This window comes from Pelagerythrobacter marinus (assembly GCF_034375205.1).
GTDB lineage: Bacteria > Pseudomonadota > Alphaproteobacteria > Sphingomonadales > Sphingomonadaceae > Pelagerythrobacter > Pelagerythrobacter marinus.
The window spans coordinates 959,969-975,779 of record NZ_CP139719.1; the positions used below are offsets into that span (position 1 = coordinate 959,969).

Annotated in this window: 14 protein-coding genes; 7 read left to right on the plus strand and 7 right to left on the minus strand. The window is 70.6% G+C overall.

All coding sequences use genetic code 11. The annotated features are described in order from the left end of the window. Positions 1-47 precede the first annotated feature (47 nt). Positions 48-527 (plus strand): hypothetical protein, encoded by a 480-nt coding sequence (locus T8T98_RS04535; protein ID WP_322295857.1) that lies wholly within the window; start codon positions 48-50, stop codon positions 525-527. On the opposite strand, the gene T8T98_RS04540 is transcribed toward T8T98_RS04535, so the two are convergent. Beyond that, positions 528-1,676 carry a glycosyltransferase family 4 protein gene (locus T8T98_RS04540; protein WP_251103918.1) on the minus strand — a complete coding sequence of 383 codons (1,149 nt, stop codon included), beginning with the start codon at positions 1,674-1,676 and terminating at the stop codon, positions 528-530. A 206-nt stretch (positions 1,677-1,882) separates the two neighbouring features. Here T8T98_RS04540 and T8T98_RS04545 point away from each other — a divergent pair, with 206 nt between their 5' ends. The 5 genes from T8T98_RS04545 (at position 1,883) to T8T98_RS04565 (ending at position 8,433) form a co-directional block, all read left to right on the plus strand. Beyond that, positions 1,883-3,010, plus strand: coding sequence for a phosphoserine transaminase (locus T8T98_RS04545; RefSeq protein ID WP_251103917.1), 1,128 nt, complete (start codon positions 1,883-1,885; stop codon positions 3,008-3,010). A gap of 76 nt (positions 3,011-3,086) precedes the next feature. After that, the gene (gene serA, locus T8T98_RS04550; protein WP_160732357.1) at positions 3,087-4,682 is read left to right on the plus strand and encodes a phosphoglycerate dehydrogenase; all 1,596 of its coding nucleotides are present in this window, start codon (positions 3,087-3,089) and stop codon (positions 4,680-4,682) included. A gap of 104 nt (positions 4,683-4,786) precedes the next feature. Continuing rightward, complete coding sequence (locus T8T98_RS04555; protein ID WP_251103916.1) at positions 4,787-5,899, plus strand: ATP phosphoribosyltransferase regulatory subunit; 1,113 nt, start codon at positions 4,787-4,789, stop codon at positions 5,897-5,899. Positions 5,900-6,059: 160 nt separating this feature from the next. Beyond that, positions 6,060-7,349 (plus strand): adenylosuccinate synthase, encoded by a 1,290-nt coding sequence (locus T8T98_RS04560; protein WP_251103915.1) that lies wholly within the window; start codon positions 6,060-6,062, stop codon positions 7,347-7,349. A gap of 112 nt (positions 7,350-7,461) precedes the next feature. Further along, positions 7,462-8,433 carry a helix-turn-helix domain-containing protein gene (locus tag T8T98_RS04565; RefSeq protein WP_251103914.1) on the plus strand — a complete coding sequence of 324 codons (972 nt, stop codon included), beginning with the start codon at positions 7,462-7,464 and terminating at the stop codon, positions 8,431-8,433. A 120-nt stretch (positions 8,434-8,553) separates the two neighbouring features. Here T8T98_RS04565 and T8T98_RS04570 read toward each other — a convergent pair whose 3' ends face one another. The 4 genes from T8T98_RS04570 to argH all read right to left on the minus strand — a co-directional run bounded on the left by T8T98_RS04570 (position 8,554) and on the right by argH (position 12,311). Then, entirely contained in the window at positions 8,554-9,333 is a 780-nt protein-coding gene (locus T8T98_RS04570; protein ID WP_251103913.1) for a precorrin-2 dehydrogenase/sirohydrochlorin ferrochelatase family protein, read from the minus strand. Further along, the gene (gene lysA / locus T8T98_RS04575; RefSeq protein ID WP_251103912.1) at positions 9,330-10,589 is read right to left on the minus strand and encodes a diaminopimelate decarboxylase; all 1,260 of its coding nucleotides are present in this window, start codon (positions 10,587-10,589) and stop codon (positions 9,330-9,332) included. Before lysA ends, T8T98_RS04570 begins: the two co-directional genes overlap by 4 nt. Positions 10,590-10,695: 106 nt before the next feature. Continuing rightward, positions 10,696-10,935, minus strand: coding sequence for a hypothetical protein (locus T8T98_RS04580; protein ID WP_251103911.1), 240 nt, complete (start codon positions 10,933-10,935; stop codon positions 10,696-10,698). Further along, on the minus strand, positions 10,935-12,311 hold the full coding sequence (gene argH / locus T8T98_RS04585; protein ID WP_251105989.1) for an argininosuccinate lyase: 1,377 nt from the start codon (positions 12,309-12,311) through the stop codon (positions 10,935-10,937). The genes T8T98_RS04580 and argH overlap by 1 nt, the downstream gene beginning before the upstream one ends. 124 nt (positions 12,312-12,435) lie before the next feature. Here argH and T8T98_RS04590 point away from each other — a divergent pair, with 124 nt between their 5' ends. Continuing rightward, positions 12,436-12,906 carry a TlpA family protein disulfide reductase gene (locus T8T98_RS04590; RefSeq protein WP_322295858.1) on the plus strand — a complete coding sequence of 157 codons (471 nt, stop codon included), beginning with the start codon at positions 12,436-12,438 and terminating at the stop codon, positions 12,904-12,906. Here the strand turns inward: T8T98_RS04590 and T8T98_RS04595 are convergent. Next, complete coding sequence (locus tag T8T98_RS04595) at positions 12,903-13,538, minus strand: FMN-binding negative transcriptional regulator (RefSeq protein WP_251105946.1); 636 nt, start codon at positions 13,536-13,538, stop codon at positions 12,903-12,905. The genes T8T98_RS04590 and T8T98_RS04595 overlap by 4 nt on opposite strands. Next, positions 13,535-15,718 (minus strand): S9 family peptidase, encoded by a 2,184-nt coding sequence (locus T8T98_RS04600; protein ID WP_251105945.1) that lies wholly within the window; start codon positions 15,716-15,718, stop codon positions 13,535-13,537. Before T8T98_RS04600 ends, T8T98_RS04595 begins: the two co-directional genes overlap by 4 nt. Positions 15,719-15,811 lie beyond the last annotated feature (93 nt).

The following is a 15,811-nucleotide window of genomic DNA, read 5'->3' on the forward strand; positions in this document are numbered from 1 at the left end:
GGCAGTGGTATCCTGCGCCCCGGGTCGCCGGAGAGGGGAGAGACAGGATGGAACAGGCCGAACGGGTCGAACAGGCCGAACAGGCAGCCACGGGAACGCCGTGGCACGTGTGGGTCGTCGGCATTCTCGCGACCTTGTGGAATGCCTTCGGCGCGAACGACTACACGCAGACCCAGATGGGCAATCGCGATTACTTCGCGATGACCGGGTTCGACGCCCAAACGACGGACGCTGCGTTGCGCTTCTTCGGCGAAATGCCCGCCTGGGCCGACGCCGCCTGGGCGCTGGGCGTCTGGGGCGGGCTGGCCGGGTCGATCCTGCTGCTCCTGCGCAGCCGCTGGGCGATCGCGGCCTTCGCCGCCTCGATCCTGGGGCTCGCGGGATCGTGGATCTTCCACTTGCAGGCGACCCTGCCGCCCGAGCTTGCGGCGATGAACAACGAGGCGATGTTCGCGGTAATCAGCGCGATCGCCCTGCTGCTGTTCTGGTATGCCCTGCGGATGCGCCGGCGCGGCGTCCTGCGCTGATCATCCCGGCCGGGCGTTCACCAGCCGCAGGTAGCTGTCGGCAACCGCCTGGTTGATCGCGTCCCACGCGAAGTTCTTGCTCCGCGCCTCGCCCGCGGCGCCGTGGCGCGCGCGCAGGGCCGCGTCGGTGCAATAGGGGGCCAGCGCATCGGCGAAGGCCAGCGGGCAGCCGGGCGGCACGAGGTGCCCGGTCGTGCCGTCCTGCACCAGGCTGGCGCTGCCGGTGGCGCCGGCCGCGACGACGGGCAGGCCGCAGGCCATCGCCTCCAGCGTGACGTTGCCGAACGTCTCGGTGATCGAGGGGTTGAAGAACACGTCGCCGCTGGCGAGCGCCCGGCCGAGGTCCGGGCCGGTCTGGAAACCGGCGAAGATTCCCCCGGGCAGGGCGCGTTCGAACCACGCGCGGGCCGGTCCGTCGCCGATCACCAGCACGCGGTGGGCCACCTGGCGCCGGCGCAGTTCGACGATCGCGTCGGCGAATATGTCGAGCCCCTTTTCCATCACCAGACGGCCGAGGAAGACGATCGCCACGTCCTCGTCCCCGATGCCCAGTTCGCGGCGCCAGGCGAGGTCGCGGCGCGCGGAGGCGAAGACCGTGCGGTCCACCCCGCGGGTCCAGAGCGAGATGTCGTCGTTCATCCCCTGCTCGCGCAAGGTATCGATCATGCTCTGCGACGGCGCCACCAGCGCGTCGCACCGGCGGTAGTAACGGCGCAGGATCGCCTCCAGCGCGGGTTCGGTGAAGCCCAGCCCGTAATAGCGGGGATAGGTCTCGAACCGGGTATGGACCGAGGCGAGAACGGGGATCCCCCGCGCGCGGGCCCAGCGGACCGCGGCATGGCCGGTCAGGTCGGGGGAGGACGTGTGGACGATATTGGGCGCGAAGCGTTCGAGATCGGCCAGGTTGTCGCGCGACAGGCCGAGGGGGAAGCGATATTCGGGCCGGCCGGGGATGGCGACGCTGGGCACGCCGACCAGGTCGCCGGTGGGGGCGAAGGCCGGCTCTTCCACCGTCGGGGCGTAGACGCGCACGGCCGCGCCCTGCCGCAGCAGGTATTCGACCAGCCGGTTGAGCGCCTGGTTCGCCCCGTCGCGAACGTAGTTGTAGTTGCCGCTGAACAGGGCGATGCGAAGGTCTGCGGTATCCATGGTCGGACCGGCCATAAGCGGAGAGCACGGCATTGGCGAGGGGGCTCGCGCGGCAAATCTGCCCCTTCCCGCGTCCCGCCCGCCAATGTCGCCCGGCCTGTCGATGAAATCGAATGCGGTCCTTGACTTGCTGCGGCGCAACATTATTGCCGCGCGTGGGCCACGCGGTCCCAACGCCGCGCGTGCTCTCTGCAAGGAGAGAATACATGACTGACCTTACGCCTCCGGCGCGCAAACCTGCGCGGCCGCTGTTCTCCTCTGGTCCCTGCGCGAAGCCGCCGGGCTGGTCCCTCGAAAAACTGTCTGCCGAATCGCTCGGCCGTTCGCACCGCTCGAAGCTGGGCAAGGCGCGCCTCGCCCATTGCATCGATCTGATTCGCGACGTGCTCGAAGTGCCCGAGACGCACCGGATCGGGATCGTACCCGGTTCGGATACCGGCGCGGTCGAAATGGCGATGTGGACCATGCTGGGCGCGCGCCCGGTGACGACGATCGCGTGGGAGAGCTTCGGTGAAGGCTGGGTCACCGACGCGGTCAAGCAGTTGCGGATCGATCCGACGGTGATCCGTGCCGATTACGGGCAGCTGCCCGATCTCGCCCAGGTCGACTGGGGCCACGATGTCATCTTCACCTGGAACGGCACGACCTCGGGCGTGCGCGTGCCCGATGGCGACTGGATCGCGGCCGACCGCGAGGGGCTGGCCATCGCCGACGCGACGAGCGCGGTCTTCGCGCAGGACATTGCCTGGGACAAAGTCGATGTCCTGACGTTCTCGTGGCAGAAAGTGCTCGGCGGCGAAGGCGCGCACGGCGTGCTGATCCTGGGCCCGCGCGCGGTCGAGCGGCTGGAAAGCCACACCCCGCAGTGGCCGCTGCCCAAGGTGTTCCGCCTGACCAAGGGCGGCAAGCTGATCGAGGGGATCTTCCGCGGCGAGACGATCAATACCCCGTCGATGCTGGCGGTGGAGGATGCGATCTTCGCGCTCGAATGGGGCAAGTCGATCGGCGGGCTTTCCGCGATGAAGGCGCGCGCCGACGCCAATGCCGCGGCGCTCGACGCGATCGTGCGCGAACGCGACTGGCTCGGCCACCTGGCGGCCGACCCGGCGACGCGGTCGAACACCAGCGTCTGCCTGACGGTCGAGGGCGCGGATAGCGATTTCGTCAAGAAATTCGCCGCCCTGCTGGAAGAGCACGATGCGGCCTACGACATCGCCGGTTACCGCGATGCGCCACCGGGCCTGCGCGTCTGGTGCGGCGCCACGGTCGACACCGCCGATATCGAGGCGCTCGGCCCCTGGTTCGACTGGGCTTGGGCGACGCTCCGGGCCTGAGCCCCCTTCGCATTTCTTCACGAATTTTCTGCACGGGCCGCAAGGCATTCCAGCAGGCCCGGCCAAGGAACCGATCATGACCAAGCCCAGAGTTCTCATTTCCGACAAGATGGACCCCAATGCCGCGCGCATTTTCGCAGAGCGCGGCTGCGCGGTCGACGTGAAGCCGGGCATGACGCCCGAGGAGCTGAAAGCCGTGATCGGCGAGTACGACGGGCTCGCCATTCGCAGCGCGACCAAGGTGACGCCCGAGATTCTCGACGCCGCGACCAATCTCAAGGTCATCGGCCGCGCGGGGATCGGGGTGGATAACGTCGATATTCCCTATGCCAGCGGCAAGGGGGTGGTGGTGATGAACACCCCGTTCGGCAATTCGATCACCACGGCCGAACACGCGATCGCGATGATCATGGCGCTCGCCCGCCAGATCCCGGCGGCCAATGCGCGGACCCAGAACGGCGAATGGCCGAAGAACGACTTCATGGGGGTCGAGGTGACCGGCAAGACGCTGGGCCTGATCGGCGCCGGCAACATCGGCTCGATCGTCGCCAGCCGCGCGCTCGGCCTGCGGATGAAGGTCGTGGCCTTCGACCCGTTCCTGACCGCGGAGCGGGCGGTGGAACTGGGGATCGAGAAGGTCGATCTCGACACCCTGCTCGCGCGGGCGGACTTCATCACGCTGCACACGCCGCTGACCGACCAGACGCGCAATATCCTCAGCGCCGAGAACATCGCGAAGACGAAGAAGGGCGTGCGGATCGTCAACTGCGCGCGCGGCGGCCTGATCGACGAAGCGGCGCTGAAGGAAGCGCTCGACAGTGGCCACGTCGCCGGGGCCGCGCTCGACGTGTTCCAGACCGAACCGGCGAAGGAATCGCCGCTGTTCGGCACCCCCGGTTTCATCTGCACGCCGCACCTGGGCGCGAGCACGACCGAGGCGCAGGTCAACGTCGCGCTGCAGGTGGCGGAGCAGATGTCCGACTATCTCGTCAACGGCGGGGTCACCAACGCGCTCAACATGCCCAGCCTCAGCGCCGAGGAAGCGCCCAAGCTGCGGCCTTACATGGCCCTGGCGGAACGGCTCGGCAGCCTCGTCGGGCAGCTGGCGCACGGCAATCTCGACAAGATCAGCATCGAGCGCGAAGGCGCCGCGGCCGAGCTGGCGGGCAAACCGATCGAGGCGGCCGTGCTGGCCGGGCTGATGAAGCAGTATTCGGACAGCGTGAACATGGTCAACGCACCCTACCTCGCGCGCGAGCGCGGGCTCGACGTGCGGTCGGTGCGACATGAACGCGACGGGGCCTACAACACGCTGATCCGCGTCACCGTCGGCACGAGCCAGGGCGACCGCTCGGTCGCAGGGACCCTGTTCGGCAACGCCAATCCGCGCCTGGTCGAGATCTTCGGAATCGGGATCGAGGCCGACCTCAACGGCGACATGCTCTATATCGTCAACGAGGACGCGCCCGGCTTCATCGGCCGGATCGGGACGCTCCTGGGCGAGAACGGGATCAATATCGGCACCTTCCACCTCGGCCGCCGGCCGAAGGGCGCCGATGCCGGGGGCGAGGCGGTCCTGCTCCTCTCGGTCGACCAGCCGATCCCGCAGGACGTGGTGAAGAAAGCCAGCGCGCTGGAAGGCGTGAAGGTGGTCATGCCGCTGGCGTTCTGACCCGGCCGGAATGCCCGCGGGGTTGACCCGCGGGCGTTCCCGGCACAGGCGGGCCGCGCAATACGCCGCCGGCGCATCGGGCGCGCGGCAAGGGAAGACATGACATGACCGATCCCGACGATCTCCTGCCCGAAGGGCTCCAGGATCGCCTCCCGGCCGAGGCCGCGCGCATGACGGCGGCCATGCGCGGTGCGCTCGACGTGCTCGATTCGCACGGTTACGACCGCGTGCGCCCGCCGCTGGTGGAGTTCGAGCAGTCGCTCGCCGGGCGGATGGACGGGGTCAGGCCGCGGCGCATGTTCCGCTTCGTCGATCCGGCCAGCCTGCGCACGCTGGCCCTGCGCAGCGACATGACGCCGCAAGTCGGCCGGATCGCCGCCACCCGCCTGGCCGCCGCGCCGCGTCCGCTGCGCCTCAGCTATGCCGGCGAAGTCGTGACGATCAGCGCGGACCAGCTCGACCCGTCGCGCCAGCGCCTCCAGCTGGGGGCCGAACTGGTCGGCAGCGACGGGGCGGAGGCGGTCGGCGAAGTCGTCGCCGTCGCGCTCGAGGCGCTGGCCGCGGCCGGCGCCCGGGGAATATCGATCGATTTCACCATGCCCGACCTGGTCGATACCCTGGCCGCGGAGGCGCTGCCCGTGCCGGCCGACCGGATCGAGGCCATCCGGCGCGAGCTCGACATGAAGGATGCCGGCGCCCTGCGCGAGGCGGGCGGCGAAGGCTACGTGCCTCTGCTCTACGCCGCGGGCGATTTCGACGAGGCGATCGCGCGGGTCGCCGCGCTCGACGAAGGGGGCGTGCTCGAAAGCCGCATCGCGGGCCTGCGCCGGGCCGCCGAACGCGTGCCGGCCGGCGTTCGCTGCACGCTCGACCCGACCGAGCGGCACGGTTTCGAATATCAGTCGTGGTTCGGCTTCACCCTCTATGCCGCCGGCGCGCGCGGATCGGTCGGGCGCGGCGGAACGTACTGCATTCGCGGCAGCGAGGAACGGGCGACCGGTTTCTCGCTCTACCTCGACGCGCTGCCGGCGGCGGATGCGGGGGAGGCCCCGCGCCAGGCCCTGTTCCTGCCGCTTGGCCACGACCGCGAGGTCGCCGCGCGGCTGCGCGCGATCGGCTGGCGCACGGTCGCCGCGCTGGCCGAGGGCGAGGACGCGCGCGCGCTGGGCTGCAGCCACCGGCTGGAAGGCAGCGAGGCGGTGGCCGTCGAGGCATGACGCGCGCCCGCCGCCGATCGCCGCGGCTTGACTCGCGCACCGCCCGCGCTCTAACGCGCGCGGCGCATTCGGGGCCGGCTCGGCCCCTCCATTCCCGTCCCCTGGTCGAGTCCTGTCGAAGGACCATGAGGATTTCCCCGGCAGGGGAAGAGGTGCAAGCATGGCCAACGTAACGGTAATCGGTGCCCAGTGGGGCGACGAGGGCAAGGGCAAGATCGTCGACTGGCTGGCCAGCCGCGCCGACGCGGTCGTCCGCTTCCAGGGCGGCCACAATGCCGGCCACACGCTGGTCGTGGGGGACAAGGTCTACAAGCTCAGCCTGCTGCCCAGCGGGATCGTGACCGGCACGCTCTCGGTGATCGGCAATGGCGTGGTGCTCGATCCCTGGGCGCTGAAGGCGGAGATCGAGAAGCTCGAAGGGCAGGGCGTTACGATCGATGCCGACAACTTCGCGGTCGCCGACAACTGCCCGCTGATCCTGCCGCTGCACCGCGACCTCGACGGGTTGCGCGAAACGGCGGCGGGCGCGGGCAAGATCGGCACGACCGGCCGCGGGATCGGGCCGGCTTACGAGGACAAGGTCGGCCGCCGCGCGATCCGCGTCTGCGACCTGGTCCATCTCGACCAGCTGGAGCCGCAGCTCGACCGGCTTTGCGCGCACCACGACGCCCTGCGCGCCGGGTTCGACCAGCCGCCGGTCGATCGCGAGGCATTGCTGGCCGACTTGCGCGAGATCGCGCCATTCGTGCTCCAGTTCGCGCAGCCGGTGTGGAAACGGCTCAAGAAAGTGCGCAAGGCCGGGGCCAAGATCCTGTTCGAGGGCGCCCAGGGCGTCCTGCTCGACGTCGATCACGGCACCTATCCGTTCGTCACCAGCTCGAACACGGTCAGCGGGACCGCAGCCGCCGGTTCGGGCCTCGGCCCGGGCAGCACCGGTTTCGTGCTCGGCATTGTCAAGGCCTATACCACGCGCGTCGGCAGCGGCCCGTTCCCGACCGAGCTCGACGATGCGACCGGCCAGCGGCTGGGCGAGCGCGGGCACGAGTTCGGCACCGTCACCGGGCGCCAGCGGCGCTGCGGGTGGTTCGATGCGGTCCTGGTCCGGCAATCCTGCGCGATCAGCGGGGTCACCGGCATTGCCCTGACCAAGCTCGACGTGCTCGACGGGTTCGACACGGTGCGGATCTGCACCGGCTATCGCCTGAACGGGAAAATCCTCGACTACTTCCCCTCGCATTCGGCCGAACAGGCCGCGGTGGAGCCGATCTACGAGGAAATGGAAGGCTGGCGGGAAACCACCGCCGGCGCGCGCAGCTGGGCCGAGCTGCCGGCGCAGGCGATCAAGTACATCCAGCGCGTGCAGGAACTGATCGAAACGCCGGTGGCGCTGGTTTCCACCAGCCCCGAGCGCGAGGACACGATCCTGGTGCGCGACCCGTTCCTCGACTGACGGCGCGCGCCGGGGCGACCGGTGCGATGCGCCTGCCGCGATAGCTCCATTCTTGACTTAATCCTGTTTTGTTCTAGCTGTGTTCTGCGATAGGGACACAGGGGAACGACAGATGGGTCAGGTGGACTTTGCGTACGACATGGCGGGCGATGCGAATGCGCGGCTGACCGCGGCGGTCTTTGCCGACTGCGCGCGGACGAGGCAGGAAATCGGGGAAGACGTGGCCGCCGCCGGCCTGCGCGCGGGTGAAAGCGGCGCGATCGGCGCGCTGGCGGACGGGCCGGTGCGGGCCCTCGCCGATGTCGTCGTCGTCGATTGCCCGGCGGCCGACCCGGCCTGCCTCGCCGCGCTCGCGCGGCTGGATATTCGCGCGGCCCGGTCGGGCGCGCAACTGGTCGTGTCGACCACGATGGAAGGGCTCGACGCCGTGTTCGGGTGCCTCGACCAGTCGCGCGCGCAAGTGCTCGTCGGGCCGAGCCGGGGGGAACGCGTCGTGGCCCTGGGCCGGGCGCTCGCGCACCTGCCGGGCGCGCGGGTTCGGGAGCTGTCGGACGAAGACCGGATGACGCTTCTTCGCCTGACCGAGCAGGTCGGCGAGATCGCGGCGCGGCTGGAACGCCTGTCGTCGGGCTTGCCGGAAGACAAGGGCGCGTTCCGGTTCGAATCGCCGGGCACGGCCTTTCGCGGGCAGGACGAGACGGCGGAGCGCAAGCTGCTGCGCCAGCCGCGCCCCCCGCTGCCCGATCCGCGCCTCGTCCGCCAGATCATCCGCCATCGCCGCTTGCGCGATCGGCACTTCGATCCCGCTCTTTTCGCGGACCCGGCGTGGGACATCCTGCTCGACCTGACGGCCGCCCGGGCGGAGCACAAGCGCGTTTCGGTCACCAGCCTCTGCATCGCGAGCGGGGTGCCGCCGACGACCGCGCTGCGCTGGATCAGCCAGATGGTCGAATCGGGCCTGCTCGAACGGACCGGGGACGAGGCGGACCGGCGGCGGGCCTTCATTGCCCTCTCCGACCGGACGGCCAATGCCATGGCCCGCTATTTCGCGGAGCTGGAGCAGGGTGCCGACCGGGTGATCTAGCAGCCCGGCGGGCGCGTCGGCGCTTGGCCGCCGGCAACCCGGTGGTGCGTCCCGTCGGCCGCTTCGCCAACGCGCGCTGTGCGCTCGGCTCGTGACTTGCGCTCGGCCTGTGGCTTGCGTTCAGCCTGCCGCTTTCGCCCGGCGCAGGATGACCGTCTGCCCGCCCATGGGCAGCGGCTCGCCTGCCGGGCGCCGCACGGCATCGGCCCGCGCCCGGTCGAGGATCGCGGCGGGCACGCCGGGATCGTGCACGATCGTGTCGGCCTGTCCCAGCCAGCGCGCCTCGCGCAGGGTCAGGTCGTCGGGATCGTCGCTGCGCAGCACGATCTCCATGCACGCAGCCTCCGCGGGGATTTCTGCCCCGTCGAGCCAGGCCTCGACCTGCGCGGAAGAGCTTTCCGCCATCGGGTCGAGCGGGCCGCCGCGGGCAAGCGCGGCATCGAGCGCGCGCCGCCGGTCGCCACCGTCGGGAAAGCGCGCCCGCAGACGGTCGCGCCCCGCGTGGAGCGCCCGTGCCAGCCGGCCCAACGAAGGCGGCAGGAGCGCTTCGAGCCGCAGGCGGACGTGCTTGGCCAGCCCGGCCGAGGCGCCGCCGGTGCCGACCGCGACCAGCACCGGCTCGCGGTCGAGCACGCTCGGGACCGTGAAATCGCACAGCTCGGGGCGGTCGGTCGCGTTGACCAAGAGGCCGCGCGCCTTGAGGCGCGCGACCGCGGCCGCGGCTTCGCGCGCATCGTCGAGCGCCACGAAGGCCAGCCGCGCGTGATGCGCTTCGGCTTCGGTACAGCAGGTCGCGCCCGCCCGTTCGACCAGCCGCCGTTTCGCCTCCGCCGCCTCGCCATCGCCGACCACGACCACGCGCGTGCCGGCGATCCGGTGGAAGAGCGGCAGGCTGTTCATAGCCAGTCGGGCACTCGCTCGGCGTCCATGATCGCGTCGGCCGGGATGCGGTCGGCGACGACGGCGAAGCGATCGCCGTCGACCAGGACTTCGGCCACGAAGCCGCGGCTGTTGTAGCTGGAAGCCATTGTCGCGCCGTAGGCCCCGGCCGTGCGGAAGACCGCCAGGTCGCCGGCCGACAGCGCATCGATCTCGCGGTCCATGGCGAAAGTGTCGCCTGTTTCGCAGATCGGCCCCACCACGTGCGCGGCCATCGTCTCCCCGCTGGGCCGGACCGCTTCGATATCGTGCCAGGCGCCGTACATCGCTGGCCGGGCGAGATCGTTCATCGCCGCGTCGACGACCACGAAGGGCGGCCCGTTGCCGCTGCGCTTCGTGCGGATCACGCGGGTCAGCAACACGCCGGCATTGCCGGCGATCACGCGGCCCGGCTCGAACGTCAGCTTCACGCCCCAGTCGCGCGTGACGCGGGCGACCATGGCCCCGTATGCGGCCGGGGAGGGCATCGTCTCGCCCACCTTGTACGGCACGCCCAGGCCGCCGCCGAGATCGGCGTGGGTGACCGCATGCCCCTGCGCGCGCAGTTCGCCGATCAGCGCGCCGAGCCGGGTGAAGGCGCTTTCCAGCGGCTCCAGGTCGCCCAGCTGGCTGCCGATGTGCACCGCCACCCCGCGCATATCGAGCCCGTCCTCGCCGGCCAGCGCGGCATAGACGGCCCCCGCGCGGTCGAGCGGGACGCCGAACTTGTTCTCGCGCTTGCCGGTGGAGATCTTCTCGTGCGTGCGGGCATCGACATCGGGGTTCACCCGCAGGGCGCAGGCCGCGCGGCGGCCGGTCCGCCGGGCGATCGCAGCCAGCTCGTATCCTTCCTCCTCCGATTCGATGTTGAACTGCCCGATGCCCGCCTCGAGCGCCTGGACCAGCTCGTCGTGGGTCTTGCCGACGCCGGAAAAGACCACGTCCGCGGGCGCCATGCCGGCCGCCAGCGCGCGGGTCAGCTCGCCGCCGGAGACGACGTCCGCGCCGTAGCCTTCCTGGCGCAGCACGCTGAGCACGGCGAGGTTGGGGTTGGCCTTGACCGCGAAGGCGACGTGCGCGTCTTTCAGGTTCGACAGCGCCTCGCGGAACACGCGCGCGTGGCGCACCAGCGTGGCGCGCGAATAGACGTAGACCGGCGTGCCGACCGCGTCCGCAATCTGCGGCAGGGGCACGTCCTCGGCGTGGAGGACGCCGTTCCTGAGTTCGAAATGATCCATGCGGCGGCGCTTAGCGAGTGGCGCGATCGCAGTCGAGCAAGGCTTGCTTGCCGGCCCGATATGCCGGGGTGGGCGGCCGGTTGTGCCCCGGGGCGGGGCCAGCGGCCTACTCGGGCGGAAGATCGAACGGGTCGTCCTCGCGCTCCTCGGAGCGCTTGCGCAGTTCCACGCTGCGTTCCGGCGCGGCCTGGGGATCGAGCGCGAGCAGATCCTCCGGCGCCGGGCGCGCTTCCTGCCCGTAGGGGGCGGGCGGCAGCGTGCTGCCGGCCAGCGGTTCGAGCTCGGCGCGCTGGCCGCACCCGGCCAGCAGGGCCGCGAAAGCCAGGGGGAGAACGGTCCTGTGCATCAGTGCTCCATGCCGAGCGCCTCGCGCGCTTCGTCCACCCGCTGCCTTACCTGATCGGGCGCGGTCCCGCCATAGGAGGCGCGCGCGGCGACCGAGGCATCGACCGAGAGCGCGGCGAAAACCCCGTCGCCGATCCGCGAATCGATCGCCTGCAGCTCGTCGAGCGAGAGCCGATCGAGCGCCACGCCGCGTTCTTCCGCCAGCTTCACCGCCGCGCCGGTGATATGGTGCGCCTCGCGAAAGGGGATGTCCGCCTCGCGCACGAGCCAGTCGGCAAGGTCGGTCGCGGTGGCGAAGCCCATTTCGGCCGCCGCGCGCATCCGGTCCGTGTCGAACGTGCTGTCGGCGACCATGCCGGTCGTCGCCGCGATCGACAGCGCGAGCAGGCCGGCCGCCTCGAACACCGGCGGCTTGTCGTCCTGCATGTCCTTCGAATAGGCGAGCGGCAGGCCCTTCATCGTCACCATCAGCCCGGTCAGGCAGCCGACGATCCGCCCGGCATGGCCGCGCACGAGCTCCGCCGCGTCGGGATTCTTCTTCTGCGGCATGATCGAGCTGCCGGTGCTGAGCGTGTCGGGCATGCGGATGAAGCCGAAAGGCTGGCTGGCCCAGAGGATCATCTCTTCCGCCAGGCGCGAAAGGTGCAGCGCGCACTGCGCCGCGGCCTGGAGGTAGTCGAGCGCGAAATCGCGGTCGGACACCGCGTCGAGGCTGTTCGCCGTCGGCCGGTCGAACCCGAGCGCGGCGCAGGTCGCGTCGCGATCGATCGGGAAGCCGGTGCCGGCAAGCGCGGCCGAGCCGAGCGGACATTCGTTGAGCCGCGCGCGCGCATCGGCGAACCGGCTGCGGTCGCGCCGGATCATCTCGTAATAGGCCATCAGGTGGTGGCCCAGGGTCACCGGCTGCGCGGTCTGCAGGTGGGTGAAACCGGGCATGACGCTGCCGGCATGTTCGCCCGCCCGCATCACCAGCGCGCGCTGCAGCGCCGCCAGCCCGGCGTCGGCCTGGTCGATCGTCTCGCGCACCCAGAGGCGGAAATCGGTCGCCACCTGGTCGTTGCGGCTGCGTGCCGTGTGAAGCCGCCCGGCCGCCGGGCCGATCAGCTCCGCCAGGCGGCTCTCGGTCGTCATGTGGATGTCTTCCAGGTCCCAGTCTTCCGGAACCCCGTCGGCCTCGTACTCGGCGGCGATCGTGTCGAGCCCTTGCACGATCGTCCCCGCATCCTCGCGCGTGACGATCCCCTGCGCCGCGAGCATCGCGACATGGGCCTTGCTGGCCGCGATGTCCTGTCGCCAGAGCGCCTTGTCGAACGGGATCGAGGCGTTGATTTCGCGCATGATCGCGCTAGGGCCTTCGGCGAAGCGCCCGCCCCACATCGCATTGGATCCGCCCGTGTCGTTCTGCTCTTCGTTCCGGTTGTCGCTCACGTCTGTCGCCCTGGCTCTGCTTCTGGCGGGCTGCGATAGGCAAGCGCCGGAGACCGCGCAAGGCGAGGGCGCATTGTCCGCCGAGAAGGGGGACTTGGGCGAAACCTTCGACCGCGGGCGCGCGGGCGACCTGATGCCCGCGATCGAGGTGACCGCCCCCGATGGCAAGCGCCTGAACCTCGGCGCGACCCAGGGCACGCCGGTCCTGCTCAACCTCTGGGCCACCTGGTGCGCGCCCTGCGTCAAGGAAATGCCCCAGCTCGACGCTCTCGCCGCCGAATATGGCGACAGCCTGCGGGTCGTGACGGTCAGCCAGGACATGGGCGGGGCGGACAAGGTGGCGCCGTTCTTCGAACGCATGGCCTTCGACCACCTCGAACCGTGGATGGAGCCGGACCTCGAACTGGGCTTCGCGCTGGAAAGCCAGAGCCTGCCGACCACCGTGCTCTACGATGCCAGCGGCCGCGAAGTCTGGCGCGTGGTGGGAGAGCACGACTGGTCCGGCGCCGACGTGCGCGAAGCGATCGCCGAGGTCGTCGGCTAGCGTTCTTCGCCGGTGCCGCCTTCGACCGGTGGCCCGAGCCGTTCGGCGTTGAGCCGTTCCATCCATCGGGCGAGCGCGCGATCGGGCGTTCCGGCAATGATCGAGCGCAAGGTGGGCAGGTCTTCGTCCTGCCCCAGCTTGAACCGGCCGCGGACCCGCGTGACCTGCGCACGAAACCCCACGATCCGCCCGATCATCGCCCGGTATCGGGGGCCGAGGTTCTCCACGCTCCATCCACCGGGGCCCTCCATGGCGCGAAGCAGGCGATCGACCGCCTGCGCGGTATCGGCGGGCGTGATCGTGACCCGTGCATCGATCTGCAGGCGGGCATAGTTCCACGTGGGGGCCCAGTCCGGCCGGATGGCGAGATCGGTCGGGATATAGCCCTGCGGGCCGGTGAACAGCAGGCTCGCCCGCGGATCGGCCGCCAGCGCCCCTTCCACCGGGTTTCCGCGCGCGAAGTGGCCGACGAGAGCGGCCAGGCGGCCGGTGGCATCGTATTCGCCGATCAGCGGCAGCGTGGTCGCCGCGCTGCCCTGTCCGGCGACCACCCAGGCCAACGGGTATTCCTCGATCAGGGCGCGGACGTCGGCCGGGGCGAAGCGCTCGTAGAGGTGCGCGGCGCCCGTCATCGGGCAGGGTCCCGGCCCAGGCAGCACGCGGCGAAGGCCCAGAACAGCGCCATCTCCGAAAAGTGGCTGCGGATGTCGCCGCTGCCCTGGTGGCCGGCGTGCATGTCGGTCAGAAGCAGCGACGGCTCGGACGAGGTGGACAAGTGCCTGACCTGCGCCACCAGCTTGGCCGGTTCCCAGTATGCCACGCGATCGTCTTTCAGGCCCGCGGTACACAGCAGCGGGGGATAGGCCGCGCGGCGCACGTTCTCGTAAGGCGAGATCGAGGCGATGTAGTCGTATGCCGCCGGATCGGCGAGGGGATCGCCCCAGTCGGGGCGGAACAGCGGCACCAGCGGATGATCAGCATCGCTCATCGTGTTGAGCATGTCGACGAAAGGCACCTTGGCGATCACGCCGCCCCACAGGTCCGGCGCCATGTTCATGCTCGCCCCGACCAGAAGGCCCCCGGCGGAGAGGCCGTGAGCCACGACCCGGCCCGGCGAGCAATAGCCCTCGCGCGCCAGGTGCTGCGCGCAGGCGATGAAGTCGGTGAAACTGTTGCGCTTGTGAAAGCGGCGGCCGCCGAGGAACCAGCGCCGGCCGAGTTCCCCCCCGCCGCGCACGTGGGCGATCGCATAGCGCCAGCCGCGGTCGACCAGCACGGTGGCCGGCACCGAGAACTCCGGATCGCTGGAGACGCCGTAGGCCCCGTAGCCGTAGAGGAGGAGCGGCGCGCTGCCGTCGCGCGGGGTGCCCTTGCGTGACAGGATGGTGACCGGCACGCGCTCGCCGTCCGGCGCCGGAGCGAACACGCGCTCCACTTCGTAATCGTCGGGGTCGAACCCGGCCACGGCCTCGCGGCGAACTTCCTCGCGGGTTCCCCGCTCGAGATCGATCCGTATCCAGCGCCGCGGCGAGCGGGGCGATTGATGGACGATCATGGCCTGGGGCGCATTGTAGTCCTGGCCCGCCGGCAGGGCGAGGGCATAGGCCGGATCGTCGAATGCCAGCGACCGTTCGCTGCCGTCGGGGCGCAGCATGGCGACCGTGTGCAGCCCATCCACGCGTTCGAGCCGCACGAGCGCGGAGCGGAACGGGACCATGGCGACGATCGGCTGTCCCGGGCGATGGGGCACCAGGGTTTCGCGCGCTTCGAAAGTCTCCGGGTCGAGCCGTTCGATCTTGCGGTCGAAGGCGCCGCCGCGGTCGGTCAGGGCGACGAGGCTGCCGTCCCACTCGTCGATCTCGTAGCGCAGGCCCGCGCTGCGCGGCACGACCACTCGCGGCGGGGAGGTTTCGGCCGCTGCGGGGATCAGGCGGACTTCGGCCACTTCGGGGCCCGATAGCGTCAGCGCGACATAGCCGTTCGCCGCCGTCCGGCGCAGGCTCATGAAGATCGCCGGATCGTGCTCTTCGTAGACGAGGTGCGTGTCGCCGTCCTCGACCGATGTGCGGTAGAGCCGCGTCGGCCGGTTGTGCCGGTCGCGCCAGATCCAGAAGAGCCACTGCGAGGAGGGGGAAAAGGCAAGCGCGCCGTATCCATAGGCGTCGCCTTCCACCAGAACGCGGGTCGTGCCGTGCCGGGTATCGCGCACGACGATGCGGTGCCGGTCGTTTCCGATCACGTCTTCGGCCCAGGCGAAATGGCGATGGTCGGGGCTCGGCTGGTGATCGGTGCTGCGGTAATAGGCCTGGCCCCTGGCGCGCTCCGCCTCGTCCAGCAGGGTCTCGGGAGGTCGGCCCTCGCGCCGCCTGACGTGAACCGGGTGCAGCGCCCCGGGCGGGACGGGGGCCGAGTATTCCCACCCGTCGCGGGGCAGGGGCGGGGGGCTGACCCCGCCGCCAGCGCGCGCCAGCATCCGGTCCAGCAACTCGTCCTGCAGCGGGCGGAGCGGGGCCAGCATGGCCCGGGCATAGTCGTTTTCCGCCTTCAGCAGGCCGGCCACCGGCGGGGGAAGCGTGTCGGGCGAGCGGACGCCGGCCTCCGGCACGTACTTCATCCATGCATAGGGATCGGTGCGGCGGCGCCCGAGCTGTTCGATCACCTGGGGGACGCGTGGATGCTTGGGTGCAGCGACGTCCGGCCAGCGCCGGGCCGGGGGCGCGCCGCGGGCAAGCGCGGGCGCGGCCAGAGCCAGGCTGCCCAGCGCGGTCCCCGCCAGGAAGCCGCGCCGGCTCGGTCGCGGAAATTGGTCCATGCGCTGTCTCCTCTGCCCGTCTCGATCGGGCAAGAGCATATGCTAGCCACGCCGCCCGACCGTGCAGAACGGGTCGCCGAGCACAGCGAACGG